The sequence below is a fragment of the Brevibacterium permense genome (assembly GCF_025506275.1).
Lineage (GTDB): Bacteria > Actinomycetota > Actinomycetes > Actinomycetales > Brevibacteriaceae > Brevibacterium > Brevibacterium permense_A.
In genome coordinates, this window is the sequence record NZ_QYCP01000095.1 from 259,476 (window position 1) to 277,322 (window position 17,847).

The window sequence follows — 17,847 nt, forward strand, 5'->3', positions numbered from 1 at the left end:
GGCTACGCGGCTGACACGACCCATTCGGTGCCCGCTCGACAGGGCCCGAGGACCACGGGAGTCGAAAACGTGTGAGGATGAGCATATGGCCATGAAGAGACCCGTCCTTGCAGGTTTGGCTGCGGCGACGCTCCTGCTCGCAGGGTGCACGGCCGATGCCGATGACGACATCGCAGTCGCCGAACGGTGGGACTTCCATTCCCGCCCCGAACTCGGCCCGCCGAAGGTCGATATCGACTCCGGGGCCTTCCCCGACGACAACGGAGACCTGGAGACCTTCCTCGCCCCGAAGGGACAGACGCAGACCGATGACACGTCGTGGGTGGGCGGCCTCATCCTCGACTCCGCCGGTGACCCGGTGTGGATCAGAGATGACTCCGGGGCCCTGTGGGATCTGCGCGTCCAGGAATATCAGGGGAAGCCGGTGCTCACCTGGTGGGAGGGTCTGGCCGAGACCCCGCACACCGCCGGCGAGGTCGTCGTGCTCGACGACTCGTATCAGGAGATCGCCCGTGTCGGCATGGGCGGAGAGCTTCCCAAGGACACGTCCGACCTGCACGAGACGACGATCACCGCCGATGACACAATGTTCCTCATCTCCTATGTGAAGACGCAGACGGATCTCAGCTCAGTCGGCGGAGCCAAGGACGGCTGGGTCTGGGAGGGCATCGTCCAGGAGGTCGACATCGCAAGCGGTGATCCCCTGTTCGAATGGCGCTCCCTCGACGTCGTGCCCGTCGATCAGACCGAGACGGAGCTCAAGGAGGGTGAGGGCACGAAGGACGAGCCCTTCGACTACATCCACCTCAACTCCGTGTCCGAGGACGACGACGGCAGGGCTCTCCTCGTCTCGGCGCGCAATACCCACGCTGTCTACCAGCTCGACCGGAAGAGTGCCGATCTCAACTGGGTCCTCGGCGGCAAGGCCTCGGACTTCGAGATGGGCGAGGGCGCACAGTTCGCCTGGCAGCACGATGCCCAGCGCCGCTCCGATGGGACGCTGACCCTGTTCGACAACCACGCCGCGCCTCGGCTCGGCGACACCCGCGGTCTGCGCCTCGACGTCGATGAGAAGAAGAAGCGCGCCGAGGTGGTCACGGAGTATCTCGCCCCCGACGACCGTTCGTCGGGCAGTCAGGGCAACTTCCAGGAGCTGCCCAACGGCAACATCGTCCTCGGCTGGGGTTCGGAGCCCTATGTCTCCGAGTTCACCAAGGACGGGCAGCTGCTCGCCGACCTCACCTTCACCGGCGGATCGAACTACCGTGCCTACCGCTTCGACTGGCATGCCCAACCGACCGCTCCCCCGACCGCCACGAAGTCGCAGCCGCAGGCCGACATCACTCGGGTGCACATGAGCTGGAACGGTGCCACCGAGGTGGCTTCGTGGAGAGTACTCAGCGGTGACGATGAGGAGCACCTCGTCGAAAACACCGAGGTCGAGCGCACCGGCTTCGAAACGGCGGCGGACATCACCCCGAACGGTTCGACGATCATCGTCGAAGCTCTCGACGCGGACGGCAAGTCCCTCGGGTCGACCAGAGCGGAGCCTCAGAACAGATAGTTTCGAGGGTTGGACCCGTCGTGCATATTTCGAGGCGATAACGGGCCTAACGGAACGATCACGATTGCCCGGATGGCCCGGATGTTCGGGGTTCTCCAATCTTCATCACCCACAATTGGAACATGACCGACAACTCCCCCCGTTTCTCCGCCGAGGAATCCCGACTCCTCTTCGGCCCTGACTCCACCGACTCCGGATCTCCCCGCTCCGGCCGTTCCGCGAATCCCCCGGTTGCGCACCTGAACACCACCGCCGACCGGCCGCATCTGCTCTCTCGGTTCGCTCCGGTGCTGATCGTCCTGGCCGTCATGTGGGTCATCGAGATCGTCGATGCGATCCTCCCCGCCGACCTCGACGTCTTCAGTCTGGAGTCATGGAATCCGCTCTCGCTCTACGGCCTGGTCACCTCGCCGCTGCTTCATTCGGGATTCGGCCATCTGCTGGCCAATACCTTCCCGTTCCTCGTCCTCGGCATCGTCATCGCCTTCGAAGGCAAGCGGCGGTTCTGGACGGTCACGGGCATCACCGCGCTGAGCTCCGGGCTCGGGGCGTGGCTGACCACACTGCCCGGCCAGCACATCGTCGGCGCTTCGGGCATCGTCTTCGGATTCTTCGGCTACCTCGCGCTGCGCACCTGGTTCACCGATGACCTGCTGCGCAAGATCATCTACTTCGCCATCGGCCTTTTCATCTTCGTCACCTACGGCGCATCGATGATCTTCGGCATGCTGCCGCAGACGAACGACATCTCCTGGCAGGGCCACCTGTTCGGATTCGCCGGCGGCATCTTCGCCGCATGGTGGCTGCACCGTCGCCCGGAGAAGCAGAAGACGGCCTGAGCCCCGGGCAGCGCCCGCTGCTTGGTCAGCACCCGAGGTGCGATCAGCGGGAGTGGAACTTCTGCTGCATGTCGGTGAGCCCCTTGACGATGAGCTCTTCGACGGCATCGGCGAGGTCGGAGACGAACATCGGCAGGGTCGCGCGTTCGTCCTTCGTGAACGGACGCAGCACATAGTCGGCGGTGTCCTGTCGTCCCGGCGGGCGTCCCACTCCCGCACGCACCCGCAGATAGTCCTTCGTCCCCAGCGCCGAGGTCATTGAGCGCAGTCCGTTGTGCCCGCCCTCTCCCCCGCCGAGCTTGGCTTTGATGGCGTCGAAGTCGAGGTCGACATCGTCATGGACGGCGATGATCCGGTCGGTGTCGATTCCGTAGAAGTCGGCCAGTGACCGCACCGGTCCGCCGGATTCGTTCATATATCCCGTCGAGGTGGCCAGCACCACCCGCGGACCGGGCAGGCCCGGAACGCTGCCGCCAGGCAGCCGCCCGGTGCCGACGTTCGCGCGCAGCTTCGTCCGCGTCAGTGTCGTCCCGATGCGGGAGGCGAGTTCGGCGATGACCATCTGTCCGATGTTGTGCCGAGTCGCTTCGTACTTGGATCCGGGGTTGCCCAGTCCGAAGACCAGCCATGCTTCGTTCGACATTGCCGTCCTTGTCCGTCCTGTCCGTGCTCGCTGACCGAGTGGTGGGGCTTCTGTTCACCGCGGGGCGAGAGATGTGCCGGGTTCGCTCTTGAGAAACGCATTCGGTGGGCCGCCCAACAGGCGACCCACCGAACAGCGTAGTCAGTCAGTGCTCCTCACGGCATGTTGAGTACCGGGAGGAGAGAAGATCACTCCTCTTCGGAAGCCTCTTCCGCACCGGACTCCTCAGCAGCCCCTTCCTCCGTCGACTCCTCAGACTCTTCCTCGGCGTCGGACTCGGTGTCCATCTCGATCTCGTCCGAGACGTTGACGATGAGCTGCTCTTCGTCGGCGATAAGCTCGACGCCTGCAGGCAGCTCGACCTGACCGGCCAGGACGTGCTCGCCGGCGGGGCGGCCCTCGATGGAGACCTCGATGAGCTCGGGCAGCTTGGTCGCATCGGCCTTGACGGCGATGGTCGACTCTTCCTGCGAGACCATGGTGCCGGGAGCGGCTTCACCGATGACGTGGACGGGCACGTCGACCTCGATCTTCTCGCCGCGCTTGACGATGATGAGGTCGAGGTGTTCGATATCACGACGAACTGGCTCGATCTGGACGTCACGCGCGATGGCGAGGACGTTCTTCGATCCGTCGGTGCTTTCGATCTCGAGCAGCGCGTTGGCGTGCTTGAGAGCCAGCATGGTGGCGTGGCCCTCGAGCGACACGTGCACGGGATCTCCGCCGTGACCGTAGATGACAGCGGGAATGCGGCCCGCGCGGCGGATGCGGCGCGCTGCGCCCTTGCCGAACTCGTTGCGAGCTTCGGCCAGAAGTTTGAAGTCAGCCATTTTCTCTCCTTCGTGGTGAACTTACCTTCGAGCACCACGGCGAAACAGCCTGAGCACCCACGCGAACCTCGAACCCGATGGGTTCGTTTCGTGGGGCAGGACCGCGTCGATCACGGAGACATCAGTCTCCCTCGCCGAGGCAACCCGGCTATTCTACGGCACCGTCCGTTTCGGCACCAATCCGAGAGGTCACGGCTGCAGCGCACGCATCGATTCCGGTTTCGGTGAGGAGGATGTCGTAATGGTTCGTCCCCTGCACATCGACGATGTCCATCTGCGGCCATCGCCGAGCGAAGTCGTTGGTCGTCTCCGGCGGGTACAGGCCCGGTTCGGCGGCGACGAGGTCGCGCTCGGCGAAGAGGAAGACCACTTCGGACTGGGTTTCGTCACTGCCCATGATCGTATCCAGGGCATCGCGGTAGGCGGAGCCGGTGTACATGTCGGCCGAATCGGCCTGCATCGCCTCCACCGACGTCGACGGTTGGAACGAATGGTCGTCCTTGGCCGCCAGATCGTAGACGAAGCTCTCGGTCGCCACGGTGTCGAGGCCGTCGACGAAAGCGGGGTGAGCGGCGAAGAACGCCAAGTACTCCTCGACGCTACCGAAGGTCATCGACAGCCGCTCGGCGGCCGGGCCGAGGACGGCTGCGATGAGATCATCGGTGTCGAGGTCGTCATCGTTGAGGTCATCGACGGGGCCGTCTCCGTGGGGCTGCCCCACGGGCAGGGGAAGTCCCCCGTCGATGAGGACGGGTCCGCGGAAACGGCGGGCCGCCTCGGTGCCGGTGTCGACGTTCTGCTCAGCCGACATTCCGGCCAGGGTCATGGCGACGAACCCGCCCATGGAATGACCGACCAGGGTGACCGGGCCCTCCGGGGCGAAGGCTTCGAGCACGACGGTGACATCCTCGGCGTGGGCGGCCATCCCGAACGGGCCGGGCAGGGTGCGTGAATCGGCTCGTCCGCGCAGATCGGGCCCGATGATGCGGACGCCGGGCAGGGCGGAGACGAGGCCCGCGAAGAACAGGTGGTTGGAGGTGATGCCGTGGATGACGCACACGGTGGGCACACGCCCGGGGCCGCTCGCCACCGGCTCCCACACTCCCACGGACAGCTGCCCGCCGGGGACGTCCACGCGGTACCGGTTGTAATCGTGTGAGGACATCGTCCCTGATCCCTTCGCCGAAGTCTTGTCTCCAGTGTAGGACCACACGGCAGTCCAGACGATGCGAACCCCGAGCCGCATCGACTCGGGGTTCGCATCAGATCCGGCGCAATTGCGCGGATCACGGGGCCTCAGCCTTCGGGATCAGACCTCGAAGAGGCTTGTGACCGATCCGTCTTCGAAGACCTCGTGCACGGCCCGGGCGATGAGCGGGGCGATCGAGAGCACGGTGAGTTTGTCGAAGATCTTGTCCTCGCTCAGCGGCAGGGTGTTCGTGACGATGACCTCGTCGGCCACGGAGTTCGACAGGCGTTCGACGGCCGGGCCGGAGAACACGGCGTGGGTGGACACGACGATGACGCCCTTGGCGCCGGCGGCCATGCAGGCATCGGCGGCCTGGACGATGGTGCCGCCAGTGTCGATCATGTCGTCGACGAGCACGCAGGTGCGGCCCTCGACCTCACCGACGACGCGGTTGGCCTTGGTCTCGTTCGGTCGGGTGATGTCACGGGTCTTGTGGATGAAGGCCAGCGGCACTCCGCCCAGCGAGTTCGACCAGTTCTCCGCGACCTTGATGCGACCGGCGTCGGGCGAGACCACGGCGAGGTCGCCCGGGTACTTGTCCTTGACGTAGCCGGCGAGGATCGGCATCGCGATGAGGTGGTCGACGGGGCCGTCGAAGTAACCCTGGATCTGCGCGGTGTGCAGGTCGACGGTGATGATGCGGTCGGCACCGGCGGTCTTGTACAGATCGGCGACGAGGCGAGCGGAGATGGGCTCGCGACCGCGGTGCTTCTTGTCCTGCCTGGCGTACGGGAAGAACGGTGCGATGACGGTGATGCGCTTGGCCGATGCACGCTTGAGGGCGTCGACCATGATCAGCTGCTCCATCAGCCATTCGTTGATGGGAGCACAGTGGGACTGGAGGACGAAGACGTCGCTGCCGCGCACTGACTCGGAGTAGCGGACGTAGATCTCGCCGTTCGCGAAGTTGTAGATATCGGTGGGGAGGAGTTCGGTCCCCAGATTCTCCGCGACTTGCTCGGCGAGTTCGGGATTTGCCCGACCGCTCACCAGGACGAGCTTCTTATCGCCCGCCGTCGTTATCTCATTCACTGATCCGTTCCCCTTCGGATGCGTTTTCGGCCGCCTGCGCTGCAGGCGTGCCCGGACGGTTTGTCTGAACCCAGCCCTCCAGGTTGCGCTGTGGGGCCACCGAGATGGCCAGCGCTCCTGCAGGGACATCCTTGCGCACCGTCGTGCTTGCACCCGAATAGGCGCCGTCGCCCACGGTGACAGGGGCGACATACATATTGTCCGAGCCCATGCGTGCATGCTTGCCGATGATGGTGCGGTGCTTGTTGACGCCGTCGTAGTTGACGAACACCGAGGCGGCTCCGATGTTCGAGCCCTCCCCGATCTCCGCATCGCCGACGTAGGAGAGGTGGGGCACCTTCGCACCCTTGCCGATATCGGCGTTCTTCGTCTCCACGAAGGTGCCGATCTTTCCGGACTCGCCGAGCTTGGTGCCCGGACGCAGGTAGGCGAACGGTCCGACGTTGGCTTCCGGGCCGACGACCGCGAGTTCACCGTGGGTGCGCACGACCTTGGCGTTCGCCCCCACCTCGGTGTCCTTGAGCGTGGTGTCGGGGCCGACGACGGCACCGGCGCCGATGTCGGTGGCGCCCAGCAGCTGGGTGCCCGGCAGGATCGTCGCATCGGCGGCGATGGACACGTCGACGTCGATCCACGTGGTGTCGGGGTCGATGATGGAGACACCGGCACGCATGAACTTCTCGCACTGCCGGCGGTTGAGCTCCTTGCCGAGGTTCGCCAGCTGCACGCGATCATTGGCTCCCTCGACCTGCCACAGGTCGTCGGTGGCCGTGGCGGCGACGGGGCGGCCCGCCTCACGGGAATGTCCGATGACGTCGGTGAGGTACTTCTCACCCTGCGCGTTGTCGGTCGTCAGCGAGGCCAGGCCCTCCTTGAGCGCCGCGGCGTCGAAGGCGTAGATGCCGGAGTTGATCTCACGGATGGCCCGTTCTTCGTCGCCGGCGTCCTTCTGCTCGACGATGCGCAGCAGGGATCCGTTCGCGTCGCGGACGATGCGGCCGTACCCGGTCGGGTCGTCCACCTCGGCGGACAGGACGGTCACGGCGTTGGCGTTGGATTCGTGGATCTCGACGAGGCCGTTGATGGTCTCCGTCGTCAGCAGCGGCACATCGCCGTAGGTGACGACGACGGTTCCGCTGAGGTCCTCGGGCAGCTGGGTGAGCGCACATTCGGTGGCACGGCCGGTGCCCGGAACCTCATCCTGATCGGCGATGAGCAGGGTTCTCTGGGAGGAGACGGGAAGGGAGTCGAGGTGGGCGACGAGCTGATCGCGCTCATGGCGGACGACGACGATGAGGTGTTCGGGAGAGGTTCCGGCCGCCGCGGCGACGGAGTGATGGAGCAGGGAGCGTCCGCCGATGGGATGCATCACCTTGGGAAGAGCCGACTTCATTCGAGTGCCTTGGCCCGCTGCCAGAACGATGACGGCGGTCGGATGAGTCTGCGACATAGTTGAATCCTTCGCATGTCGGTTTGGGCCAGCTCCGCCCATAGGATTCGAACCTATACTGCACGGCTCCAAAGGCCGGCGTGCTGCCATTACACCAGGGCGGAACAGCGTGCACCAGTAGAGGGGCCCGCGCTCACGAGACACCATCATGCCACTACGATTAACTGTATGGAAATTCTACGCGAGATTCTTCTGACCCTGCATCTGCTGGGTATGGCCATCATCGTCGGCGGCTATTTCACCGTCATCCGCTCCCCCAAAGTGATGCCCGGAATGCTGCACGGCGCTTATCTGCAGCTGGTCACCGGCCTGCTGCTCATGGGACTGGCCGAGATGGGCGATGGCGACGTCAACCATATGAAGCTCGGCATCAAACTGGTCGTGGCGATCCTCGTCACTGTCTTCGCGTTCATCGGCAACAAGAAGCAGAAGGCCTTCGCCGCCTCTGCCCCTGCAGAGGGCGGGGCAGGCGTGAAGGTGGCGAACCCGTCGGCGACCATGGCGCACCTGGTGGTGGCCTTCGCGGTCATCAACGTCATCGTGGCCGTCTTCATCCACTGACCCTCCCCAATTACTACCTGACGGCGGCCCAGCAACCTCGCGCGAGGTTGCTGGGCCGCCGTCAGGTAGTTTTGAGGGGTGTGAGCTCGTGTCTGAGGCTGACGGTATCGTTGGGGGCGACATGACTGCTGCAGCTGAACACACCGACCATGCCGCCGGCGCCGACTCCCGAGCGGCCGAACTCCTCACCGGACTCAACCCCAGGCAGCGCGAGGCCGTGATCCATACGGGATCCCCGCTGCTCATCGTCGCCGGAGCCGGATCGGGCAAGACGACCGTGCTCACCCGACGCATCGCCTACGCCTTGGCCACCGGTCGCGCCCACCCCGGCGAAGTCCTGGCGATCACGTTCACGAACAAGGCTGCGAAAGAGATGGCCGAACGTGTGTCCTCGATCGTCGGCCCTGCCTCCCGCGCCATGTGGGTCTCGACCTTCCACTCCTCGTGTGTGCGCATCCTCCGCCGCGAGGCGAAGGTGCTGGGCATGAAGTCGAATTTCACGATCTACGACGCCCAGGATGCGCAGCGGCTCGTCGCCCAGATCCTCAAGGAGCTCGGCCTCGACACGAAGAAGTACGCCCCGCGGGCCATCCTGCACCGGATCTCGAACCTCAAGAACGAACTTCAGACCCCCGACGACTTCATCCCGCGGCCCAACAATCCCGCCGATGAGGTGCTCGCCGACGTCTTCAAGCGCTACACCTCCCGTCTGCGCCTGGCCAATGCCTTCGACTTCGACGACCTCATCGCGGAGACCGTCCACCTCTTCGGCGCCTTCCCCGAGGTGGCCGATTCCTACCGTCGCCGGTTCCGCCATATCCTCGTCGACGAGTACCAGGACACGAACCCCGCACAGTACGCCCTGATCAAAGCCCTGGCCGGTGACGGAGCAGGAGAGCCGACGGGTGCCGAACTCACCGTCGTCGGCGACGCCGACCAGTCGATCTATGCCTTCCGCGGCGCCACGGTGCGCAACATCGTCGAGTTCGAGAAGGACTTCCCGAACGCTGACACCATTCTGTTGGAACAGAACTACCGGTCGACGCAGAACATCCTCGACGCCGCCAATGCCGTGATCGCGAACAACGACGACCGCCGCGAGAAGAAGCTGTGGACCTCGGAGGGTTCCGGCGAGCAGATCGTCGGCTGGGTGGCCGAGAACGAACAAGGTGAAGCCCGGTTCATCGTCGACCGCATCGATGACCTCATCGACGAGGAGAAGTACACCTATGGTGACTTCGCCGTGTTCTACCGCACGAACGCTCAGTCGCGCGCCATCGAAGATGCGCTGGTCCGCTCCGGAATCCCGTACAAGGTCGTCGGCGGCACCCGCTTCTACGAGCGCAAGGAGATCAAGGACGCCCTCGCCTACCTGCGCGTCGTCGCCAACCCCGATGACGACGTCAATCTGCGCCGCATCCTCAATGTGCCCAAACGCTCCATCGGCGACCGCACCGAGGGCATCATCGCCGACTTCGCCGACCGGGAGAATATCAGCTTCTTCACCGCACTGGGACGCCTCGACGAGATCCCTCACCTGAGTTCACGCGCCCTGACCTCGGTGCAGAAGTTCTACGATCTCATGCAGGATCTGCGCTCCACCGCCGAGTCCTCCCCGCTCTCCCGCGTCATCGAGGCGATCCTCGAACAGTCCGGATACCTCGAATCGCTGCAGAAGAGCACCGATCCGCAGGACGAGTCCCGTGTCGACAACCTCGCCGAACTCGTCGCCGTGGCCGAGGATTTCGTCGCCACTCGGGAGACTGCCGCGGTTGCGGAACCGGACACCCCGGATGACACCGACACAGGCACCGACACCGACACCGACACCGAGGCGACCACCGCGCCTGAGACGACCGGCACAGAGACCGAAACCACCGCCGAGGCGGTCGACCCCGACGTCGATGACGCCGGTTCCGCAGACGCCTCCGCCGCTCCGGGCGTCGGCGCGGCGGTCATCGATCAGTTCCTCGAACAGGTGGCTCTGGCCTCGGACACTGATCAGATCCCCGATGCCGAACTCGGTCAGGTCACACTGATGACTCTGCACACAGCCAAGGGACTCGAGTTCCCGGTGGTCTTCCTCACCGGGCTCGAAGACGGAGGATTCCCGCATTCGCGTTCCTTCGAGAATCCGCAGGAGCTGTCGGAGGAGCGGCGTCTGGCGTATGTCGGGCTCACGCGTGCACGGCAGCGTCTGCTCGTCACTCGCGCAGAGACTCGAAGTATGTGGGGTCAGCCTCAGTACAATCCGCCGAGCCGGTTCCTGTCCGAGATCCCGGAGAACCTCATCAATTGGGAGAACACGGGCAGCTTCTCCGGCGGGTTCGCTTCGGGCGGCTTCGGTTCCGGGGGTTTCGGCTCCGGCGGCTATTCGTCCGGATACTCGGGAGGATCGCTCGGCTTCGGGTCATCACGGTCGTCCAGTGGCAGCTCCCGCTCACGCGCGAGTGCGAGTTCGTCGACACCGGTTGCCGGATTCCCCAATCGGATCCGACCCAATCGTGAGGTCATCTCCGTGGAGGTCGGCGAGAAGGTCTCGCACGAGTCCTTCGGGCTCGGCACCGTCACCGAAGTCAACGGTGTCGGAGACAAGACCGTTGCCGTCGTCGACTTCGGTTCGGCCGGATCGAAGCGGCTGCTGCTGCGCTACGCCCCGATCGAAAAACTCAGCTGAGGCAACAGTGCAGGTGGATGCACGGCTTGGCCGTGCATCCACCTGCACTGCGCCGTTAGTTCGCGCAGCGGTGCCACTCATGCCCCGATAGTTGGTATCGACTGACGCTAGCCAGAAGACCAGAAAGCGCCGAGGAGAATCACATTCTCCTCGGCGCTCATCCATGCCGGACGCGGCTATGGATTAAAGATCATTCGTTGCCGAACTTGTCATCGGCTCCGTCGCGACCCTGATTGATCTGGTCTTCGAACTTTCCACCGGTGACATTGTTGGCTGCGTCCGAGGCCTTGTCCAGGCCCTGGTCGCTGATCTCTTCACCCTTATCGCTATTCAAGGCGTCCTTGGCTTTGTTAGTAAGATCGTCGAGTCCCATGCTGTCTCCTTCCATCGGAAAAGGTTCGAAGCGAACCTCTGACGCCACTCACCTTGCCACTATTGTCGACATGACGACACCTGCGCGTCCCATTTCTCAGCGAATGCACATAAAGAACCTCGCCGAGACCGACTCCTCAGCGGGTCAGCGGCACGAGGAACGCAAGTCCGACCAGCAGTCCGGCGAACAGCAGGCAGGTCGTGATGTCGACGGCCTTCGACCGATTCGCCCACACTTCGGTCCACGGCGGCGGCATCGCCCGGAACCCGGCGAGACCGGCGGGGACAACCGCGAGGACGACAGCACCGAGGCGGAAATCGATGACGGAGCAGGCCGCGGCGGCGGCGACGCCCAGGAGACAGCCGAGCAGCACCCAGTCACGCCGGGTGGGATGCGCGTATCGCCGTTTCCAGTAGATCCATCGCTTCGCGATCGGCCCTCTCCCCCGCCGTGCGTGGCGGGGGTGAGGCCGCTTCATCTCAGTGGAAGAAATGGCGGCTCCCGGTCAGGTACATCGTGATCCCTGCCGCCTCCGCGGCCGCGATGACCTCATCGTCGCGGATCGATCCGCCGGGCTGCACCACGGCGGTGACTCCTGCGTCGATGAGGATCTGCAGACCGTCGGGGAACGGGAAGAAGGCGTCGGAGGCTGCGACCGCACCGGTGGCGCGTTCGGCTCCGGCACGTTCGACAGCGAGTTTGGCCGAGTCGACGCGGTTGACCTGGCCCATGCCCACACCCACCGAGGCTCCGCCCTTGGCGAGCAGGATCGCGTTGGACTTCACAGCCCGTCCGGCCTTCCACGCGAATTCGAGATCCGCGAGGACCTCGGGTGCAGCTGCCGGACCAGCGGCCAGGGTCCAGTTCTCGACGGAGTCGCCGTCCGCCTGGAAGGCGTCGCGGTCCTGCACGAGGAACCCACCGCTGATCTGCTTGACCTCGTCTGTGGGCACAGTGATGTCGCCGAGCTCGAGCAGTCGCAGGTTCTTCTTCGTCGTGAGGATCTCAAGTGCCTCGGCGCTGAACGACGGAGCGGCCAAGCATTCTGTGAAGATCGGCTTGATCGATGCTGCGAGCTCTGCGTCGACCTCGCGATTCGTGGCGATGACACCGCCGTAGGCCGACAGCGGATCGCATTCGTGGGCGGCCTTGTGCGCTGCGGCAGCGGTCTCACCGACGGCGATTCCGCATGGGTTCGCATGCTTGATGATGGCGACGGCCGGCTGCTCGAAGTCGAATGCCGCGCGGATCGCGGCATCGGTGTCCGTGTAGTTGTTGTAGGACATCGCTTTGCCGCCGAGCAGTTTCGCACCGGCGATTCCGGCGGTGCCGTCGGAGTACACGGCGGCAGCCTGGTGCGGGTTCTCTCCATAGCGCAGGTCGGCGATCTTCTCTCCGGTGAGGCCGGCGAAGGCGGCCTTCTCATCGGTGGCGAGTTCTGAGGCGAACCAGGAGGCGACGGCCGCATCGTAGGCCGCAGTGTGGGCGAAGGCACGGGCGGCGAAGGTGCGGCGGGCATCGATATCGAAGCCGTCTCCGGAGGCTGCGTCGAGCACGGCCGAGTAATCGGCCGGATCGGTCACGACGGTGACCGTGGGGTGGTTCTTCGCCGCTGCACGCACCATCGAGGGTCCGCCGATGTCGATCTGTTCGATGCAGTCATCGAAGCCGGCTCCGCTCGCGACGGTGTCGGCGAACGGATAGAGGTTGACGACGACGAGGTCGAAGGGCTCGATCTCGAGTTCGGACAGCTGTTCCAGGTGCTCAGGCTTACGGGAGTCGGCGAGGATGCCGGCGTGGACGCGCGGATGAAGGGTCTTGACCCGCCCTTCGAGGCATTCGGGGAACCCGGTGAGGTCTTCGACCCTCGTCACCGCGGCTCCCGCCTCGGCGATCTTCGCTGCCGTGGATCCGGTCGACACGATCTGGACTCCGGCGGCGTGGAGGCCGCGAGCCAGCTCCTCCAGCCCGGTCTTGTCGTAGACGCTGATCAGCGCTCTCTTGATCGCGCGGGTTCCTGTCACAGATCCTCCTCGAGGTTCGGTTGCCGGTCGGTTCTTCTCACGGCGGGGTCAGTGGGCGGTCATCGCCGAGGCGACATATCCGCGGACATGTCGCCCTTCGACGACGAGGTCGGTGTGGGCCAGATGTGCCAGCAGACGCACGAGCTCTTCGCGTTCCCGGGCTTTGATGTTCTCGTGCACAGTCTCCTCGGTGTCGTCATCGCCGATGGGCACCGCGTACTGAGTGATGATCGGTCCGGTGTCGACTCCGGTGTCGACGAGGTGGATGGTTCCGCCGGTCAGCTTCACCCCGTGGGCGAGCGCGTCGCGGACCCCGTGTGCACCCGGGAACGACGGCAGCAGCGCCGGATGGGTGTTGATGATCCGGGACGGGAAGGCCTCGACGAAGCTGGGACCGAGGATACGCATGAAACCGGCGGAGACCACCCAGTCCGGGGCGAGCTCGGCCACCGTGTCCTTCAGCGCCAGGTTCCACTCGTCGCGGTCGGCGAAGTCCTTGGGCCGGACGACAAAGGAGGGAATCTCATGCTGTTCGGCTCGGGTCAGGACCCCTGCGGTGGCCGAGTCGGCCCCGATGGCGACGATGTCGACTCCGCGGGTCCCGTCGGCGAAAGCGTCAATGACGGACTGCGTGAGGGTACCGGATCCTGATGCCAGAAGAACGATGCGCACCCGCACAGTCTAACGTCTGCAGCACAAGGACGATGCCCTGCTGTCATCGTGCGGACACGGCCCGCCGAGGCATTTGTCAGTCGACTGTGAGAAACTGATCCGGTGACGTCACCGCAGAATACCGAAGAGAAGAAGGCGCCGACTCCCGAAGAGGAGGCACAGGCCGCACCGGCACGACACGGGCTCGTCCTGATACTGCTGATCCTCGCGTCGGTGCTGACGTTCACGTATCAGCTGCCGTTCAAGCTCGCCGCCATCGGCTTCGCCATCGCTGCAGTCGTCTGGTCGGTGAAGTACATCGTCGCCGTCGTCAAGACCAAGCAGCGCCGGAACATGTCCTTGGGCATCCTCGGCGGTCTGCTCAGCATCTACCTCATCTTCTCCACGATGTCCTCGGTCATCCTCTGGCCGGTTCAGTCGAAGTACGAGGAATGCCTGCGCGACGCGATCACGCAGCAGGCGCAGCTCTCATGCTCGGGTGAGTATCAGTCGGGTCTGGGTGACTGGTTCAAGCAGGTCACCGGCCAGGATCTCGACCTGCCCGGCACCAAGTGATCCGCGGGGCCACGGTCCCGATCTTTCAGCGCTGATCCCCTCACCGAGGATGTCCTCGGTTCACGCCTGTCCCCTCACCGAAAATCGTCTGACCCCTCACCGAGGCGGCCCACCCATCACCGAGGCAGCGCCCTCGTCTACCGCGGTTCGTCTTCGCTGACGATGTCGTCGGCAAGCGATTCCGGTTCGTCCTCGTCGAACGCAACCGCTGTGCCGTCCTCGACGTCGGCGTCCACTTCGTCATCCTCGGCAAATTCGGAATACTCGGGGTGCAGGCCGGAGAGTCTGATCAGCAGGAGGCCGGCGGCCATTCCCACACCGATCCACCCCGTGATCGCCAGCGCCGACGTCAGTGCCGAGGGTCCGAATTCGGACAGACCCAGCGGGCCCAGGGCCCCACCGGCGAACAGTGCGAGTACCTCGAGGGCGACGAACAGAATACCGATCGCAAGCCCCAGTCCCATCCACGACTGTGTGGAGATGTCGCGGGCTCGGTCGCGGCCGAGGATGACGCACAGCAGGCCGAGCAGCACGAGAAGCCCCGGTGCGGCCGCCGTCCACGCTGGATAGTCACCTTCCAGCAGCTGCAGCACGTGCACATCGGGCGCGGGCGCTGAGGTCGACGTGAATGCAGAGCTCGTCCCGGCCCCGCCGATGCTCACTCCCGTCCCGGCGGTCCACGACAGGGCTGAGAAGAGGATGCTCGGGGCGAAGAGCGCCTGAACGACGATGAGGCCGGTGCCGGCGGCGACAGGTGAGCTGTAGACCTGCACGGTGTCGGCGACATCGCTCCAGCGGATCACGATTCCGACGACGAGCACGATCGCACCGAGTGCAGCAGCGGCCCACAGCAGACGGCGTGCGAGTCCGGCGGAGACAGTCCAGGTGTCGTCGGCGATCACGGCCAGTCCGGGGATGTCACCGATTCCTCGCACCCGAGTGAAGGCCCACGCCACAGCAGTGACGAGGAAGAGGAAGAGCCGAAGGAATCCGAGCGGAGTCACCGTGGCCTGGCCGACCAGGATCGCCACGACGAGCATAGGACCGGCGTAGGCCACGACGAAAGTGCCCAGAGCCGTCCCCATGAGCGCCCACCATCCGCCGGGATCTTCGTCGCTCTCGCTCGGGCTGTCCGCTGCCGTGCCGCGGGCGACCCGTTTGGCCCCCGTTGCCACCAGCAGCCACAGGCCGACAGTCACGAGGCTCGGCGCCAGCGAGAAGTCGAATCCGAGGGTCGAGACACTCAGTCCTGACACCGTCGCCCACAATGCGAACGCCCATTCGGGAATCGCCGAGTACGGCAGCTGCGAGCCGAGCCCGATGATCCAGAAGACGATGGCGACGACGAATCCAGCGGGAACGACGATGAGGTCGATCTTCACGACTTCCATGAGGGCTGCGAAGATCGTCCGACGGTAGGGCTGAGGGTGAGGAGAAGTGTGCATCAGGACCATTTTCGCTTAACCCGGCTCGGCTTCCCGGTATTGACCACGCGATTCCCTGCTCCGGGAAGTACAATTGCGCCAGGACAGGCTTGTACACGCAAAGGATGACCCCACGATGAGCAACGGGAACGATCACCCCAATTTCCCGCCACCACCCAGCGAGCCTCCGGAGAACGGCGGGCCGAAGCCCGAGTCGGAGCCGCAGATTCCGGCTGACAACGGCTCTTCGGTCTCCGATGACGCCCCCACCGCAACCGGCGGTTCGGCTCAGTCCGGCAGCGGTTCCTCGGTGCCCGATGACCAGGCACCGCCCTTGGGAGCTCCGGGCAACGATGCGCCGGAACGACCGACGGTCGCTCCGGCTGCCTCTCAGCAGAACGAACCGCCTCAGTATTCGGGTCCCGGCGCCCTGAACGATCAGTCCTTCAACTCCGGCCAGCAGGGCGGAGCCAACGTTCAGGGCGGCCCACAGGCGGGTCCCTATCCCGGTGCCCCGTCTCCGAGCGACCCGCCTCAGAACGGGCAGTATCCGAACAACCAATACCAGAGCCCGCAGCAGCCGAACGGCGGCTACCCCGGGGCTCAATCGCAAGGCGCTCAGCCGCAGGGCGGCCAACAGCCAGGCGGTCAGTATTCGAATGCGGCATATCCGGGGGCGTCTAATCAGTCCCCGTACCCCGGCACCCAGAACCAGCCGGGCCATTACAACTCCGCTCAGAACCAGTCCGGGCAGTATCAGACGGGGTCGGGTCCGAACGCCCAACAGACCGGATCCGGTCCGGCGCAGGCGATTCCGCAGCCGGCACCGGCTCCGGGTTTCGCCGGCGGTCAGACCACCGCGACGCGTGCCGACAATCGCCCCGAAAAGAAGAAGAGCAAGCTTCCGCTCTTCATCACCCTCGGCGCGGTCGCGCTTGTCATCATCCTCGTCCTCGTCGGGTTCTTCGTCATCGGCAGCGTGAACAAGAACAAGTACGGACCCGACAAGGTCGCAGAGGACTACGTCGAAGCCCTGAACAAGGGTGATTTCGCAGCCGCGGAGAAGATCGCCCCCTCGACACGGCCTGAGGGAACGAACCTCGATCTGCTGCAGAAGGAATTCACCGATTCCTCATCGGCGAAGATCGAGAAGGCCAAGGTCGAATCGTCGAAGACCGACGGGGACAAAGGCACCGTCGTCGTGTCCTACGAGCTCGACGGCAGCCCCTACAATGTGGAGCTCGCCGCGACGAAGGACGGCAAACAGGATCTGTTCTTCGACAAGTGGACGATGAAGGGCCCCGACCTCAACGTCATCTCCCTCGACATTCCCGCTGCCGACGGTCTCGCCGTCAACGGCAGGGACTACAAGGCGAAGTCGGGCACCACTTCGTTCGCTGTCTACCCCGGCAGCTACGACTTCACGATTCCGAAGAGCAAGTGGATCTCCGAAGCTTCCGATACGGCCAAGGTGAACTTCCCGAAGGCCTTCGCCCCCGGCGGACAGCCGAACAAGGGCCAGGTGTCCCCCACCACCCTCAACCTCGATCTGTCCCCGACCGGCGCCTTCGACAAGGAAGTTCAGAAACAGGTCGAGAAGGAGCTCAAGAAGTGCTTCGACAACAAGAGCATTGAGCCGAAGTGCGACTTCATCAAGTACGACCCGACCGAGATCCCAGTCGGCGGTTCGGACAAGAAGCTCGATGATCTGGCGAAGAAGAACACCGCCAAGTGGGACATGAAGGAGATGCCGAAGGTGAAGGCCAGCTTCGGCGCCGGAGACACGAACACCGGCTCTTTCTTCACCGAGAAGCCAGGCAAGTTCAATTTCTCCGTCGACGGCAAGAGGGCCGGCTCCTCGTACTTCTCCAACGGCAACTCCCTGTCGGTGTCCGGAAGCGTGAAGATCGACGGAGACAAGCTCTCGGTCGAATTCTTCGACTTCTGATCCCAG

16 protein-coding genes and 1 tRNA gene are annotated in these 17,847 nt (G+C 64.6%); 6 read left to right on the forward strand and 11 right to left on the reverse strand.

The genetic code is table 11. The features are described 5' to 3' along the window. Positions 1-85: 85 nt before the first annotated feature. Together D3I60_RS17445 and D3I60_RS17450 are read left to right on the forward strand one after the other, a co-directional pair. On the forward strand, positions 86-1,564 hold the full coding sequence (locus D3I60_RS17445) for an arylsulfotransferase family protein (protein ID WP_262777976.1): 1,479 nt from the start codon (positions 86-88) through the stop codon (positions 1,562-1,564). Positions 1,565-1,686: 122 nt separating this feature from the next. Next, positions 1,687-2,403, forward strand: coding sequence for a rhomboid family intramembrane serine protease (locus D3I60_RS17450; protein ID WP_262777977.1), 717 nt, complete (start codon positions 1,687-1,689; stop codon positions 2,401-2,403). A gap of 43 nt (positions 2,404-2,446) precedes the next feature. Here D3I60_RS17450 and pth read toward each other — a convergent pair whose 3' ends face one another. From pth to D3I60_RS17480, 6 genes are all read right to left on the reverse strand, one after another. Further along, positions 2,447-3,046 (reverse strand): aminoacyl-tRNA hydrolase, encoded by a 600-nt coding sequence (gene pth / locus D3I60_RS17455; protein ID WP_262777978.1) that lies wholly within the window; start codon positions 3,044-3,046, stop codon positions 2,447-2,449. A 188-nt stretch (positions 3,047-3,234) separates the two neighbouring features. Further along, positions 3,235-3,876 carry a 50S ribosomal protein L25/general stress protein Ctc gene (locus D3I60_RS17460; RefSeq protein WP_262777979.1) on the reverse strand — a complete coding sequence of 214 codons (642 nt, stop codon included), beginning with the start codon at positions 3,874-3,876 and terminating at the stop codon, positions 3,235-3,237. 148 nt (positions 3,877-4,024) lie between these two features. Continuing rightward, a complete protein-coding gene (locus D3I60_RS17465; protein ID WP_262777980.1) occupies positions 4,025-5,041 on the reverse strand; it encodes an alpha/beta hydrolase in 1,017 nt (338 codons plus the stop codon). A gap of 144 nt (positions 5,042-5,185) precedes the next feature. Continuing rightward, the gene (locus D3I60_RS17470) at positions 5,186-6,157 is read right to left on the reverse strand and encodes a ribose-phosphate diphosphokinase (protein ID WP_262777981.1); all 972 of its coding nucleotides are present in this window, start codon (positions 6,155-6,157) and stop codon (positions 5,186-5,188) included. After that, positions 6,150-7,607, reverse strand: coding sequence for a bifunctional UDP-N-acetylglucosamine diphosphorylase/glucosamine-1-phosphate N-acetyltransferase GlmU (gene glmU / locus D3I60_RS17475; protein WP_262777982.1), 1,458 nt, complete (start codon positions 7,605-7,607; stop codon positions 6,150-6,152). Before glmU ends, D3I60_RS17470 begins: the two co-directional genes overlap by 8 nt. A gap of 32 nt (positions 7,608-7,639) precedes the next feature. After that, positions 7,640-7,711: transfer RNA gene (locus D3I60_RS17480), tRNA-Gln, on the reverse strand. A 64-nt stretch (positions 7,712-7,775) separates the two neighbouring features. Here D3I60_RS17480 and D3I60_RS17485 point away from each other — a divergent pair. Next, complete coding sequence (locus D3I60_RS17485; protein WP_139469675.1) at positions 7,776-8,168, forward strand: hypothetical protein; 393 nt, start codon at positions 7,776-7,778, stop codon at positions 8,166-8,168. 121 nt (positions 8,169-8,289) lie between these two features. Continuing rightward, positions 8,290-10,845, forward strand: coding sequence for a UvrD-helicase domain-containing protein (locus tag D3I60_RS17490; RefSeq protein ID WP_262777983.1), 2,556 nt, complete (start codon positions 8,290-8,292; stop codon positions 10,843-10,845). Between the two features lie 190 nt (positions 10,846-11,035). Here D3I60_RS17490 and D3I60_RS17495 read toward each other — a convergent pair whose 3' ends face one another. The 4 genes from D3I60_RS17495 to purN all read right to left on the reverse strand — a co-directional run bounded on the left by D3I60_RS17495 (position 11,036) and on the right by purN (position 13,914). Continuing rightward, on the reverse strand, positions 11,036-11,218 hold the full coding sequence (locus D3I60_RS17495) for an antitoxin (protein ID WP_262777985.1): 183 nt from the start codon (positions 11,216-11,218) through the stop codon (positions 11,036-11,038). 136 nt (positions 11,219-11,354) lie between these two features. Continuing rightward, a complete protein-coding gene (locus D3I60_RS17500; protein ID WP_262777986.1) occupies positions 11,355-11,696 on the reverse strand; it encodes a DUF3017 domain-containing protein in 342 nt (113 codons plus the stop codon). A 1-nt stretch (position 11,697) separates the two neighbouring features. After that, positions 11,698-13,242, reverse strand: coding sequence for a bifunctional phosphoribosylaminoimidazolecarboxamide formyltransferase/IMP cyclohydrolase (gene purH / locus D3I60_RS17505; protein ID WP_262777987.1), 1,545 nt, complete (start codon positions 13,240-13,242; stop codon positions 11,698-11,700). Positions 13,243-13,290: 48 nt separating this feature from the next. Next, positions 13,291-13,914 (reverse strand): phosphoribosylglycinamide formyltransferase, encoded by a 624-nt coding sequence (purN, locus tag D3I60_RS17510; RefSeq protein ID WP_139907326.1) that lies wholly within the window; start codon positions 13,912-13,914, stop codon positions 13,291-13,293. A gap of 102 nt (positions 13,915-14,016) precedes the next feature. Here purN and D3I60_RS17515 point away from each other — a divergent pair, with 102 nt between their 5' ends. Then, on the forward strand, positions 14,017-14,469 hold the full coding sequence (locus D3I60_RS17515) for a hypothetical protein (protein ID WP_262777988.1): 453 nt from the start codon (positions 14,017-14,019) through the stop codon (positions 14,467-14,469). 137 nt (positions 14,470-14,606) lie between these two features. Here D3I60_RS17515 and D3I60_RS17520 read toward each other — a convergent pair whose 3' ends face one another. After that, on the reverse strand, positions 14,607-15,914 hold the full coding sequence (locus D3I60_RS17520) for a cell division protein PerM (RefSeq protein WP_262777989.1): 1,308 nt from the start codon (positions 15,912-15,914) through the stop codon (positions 14,607-14,609). Positions 15,915-16,029: 115 nt separating this feature from the next. Here D3I60_RS17520 and D3I60_RS17525 point away from each other — a divergent pair, with 115 nt between their 5' ends. Continuing rightward, positions 16,030-17,841, forward strand: coding sequence for a hypothetical protein (locus D3I60_RS17525; protein WP_262777990.1), 1,812 nt, complete (start codon positions 16,030-16,032; stop codon positions 17,839-17,841). The last annotated feature ends 6 nt before the right edge of the window (positions 17,842-17,847 follow it).

Bases quoted from the DNA above. Each gene is read 5' to 3' on its own strand.
- D3I60_RS17445 (WP_262777976.1), top strand. From the start codon at position 86: ATGGCCATGAAGAGACCCGTCCTTGCAGGTTTGGCTGCGGCGACGCTC.
- D3I60_RS17460 (WP_262777979.1), bottom strand. From the start codon at position 3,876: ATGGCTGACTTCAAACTTCTGGCCGAAGCTCGCAACGAGTTCGGCAAG.
- D3I60_RS17520 (WP_262777989.1), bottom strand. From the start codon at position 15,914: ATGCACACTTCTCCTCACCCTCAGCCCTACCGTCGGACGATCTTCGCA.
- D3I60_RS17465 (WP_262777980.1), bottom strand. From the start codon at position 5,041: ATGTCCTCACACGATTACAACCGGTACCGCGTGGACGTCCCCGGCGGG.
- D3I60_RS17525 (WP_262777990.1), top strand. From the start codon at position 16,030: ATGAGCAACGGGAACGATCACCCCAATTTCCCGCCACCACCCAGCGAG.
- D3I60_RS17500 (WP_262777986.1), bottom strand. From the start codon at position 11,696: ATGAAGCGGCCTCACCCCCGCCACGCACGGCGGGGGAGAGGGCCGATC.
- D3I60_RS17450 (WP_262777977.1), top strand. From the start codon at position 1,687: ATGACCGACAACTCCCCCCGTTTCTCCGCCGAGGAATCCCGACTCCTC.
- glmU (WP_262777982.1), bottom strand. From the start codon at position 7,607: ATGTCGCAGACTCATCCGACCGCCGTCATCGTTCTGGCAGCGGGCCAA.
- D3I60_RS17495 (WP_262777985.1), bottom strand. From the start codon at position 11,218: ATGGGACTCGACGATCTTACTAACAAAGCCAAGGACGCCTTGAATAGC.
- pth (WP_262777978.1), bottom strand. From the start codon at position 3,046: ATGTCGAACGAAGCATGGCTGGTCTTCGGACTGGGCAACCCCGGATCC.
- D3I60_RS17490 (WP_262777983.1), top strand. From the start codon at position 8,290: ATGACTGCTGCAGCTGAACACACCGACCATGCCGCCGGCGCCGACTCC.
- D3I60_RS17485 (WP_139469675.1), top strand. From the start codon at position 7,776: ATGGAAATTCTACGCGAGATTCTTCTGACCCTGCATCTGCTGGGTATG.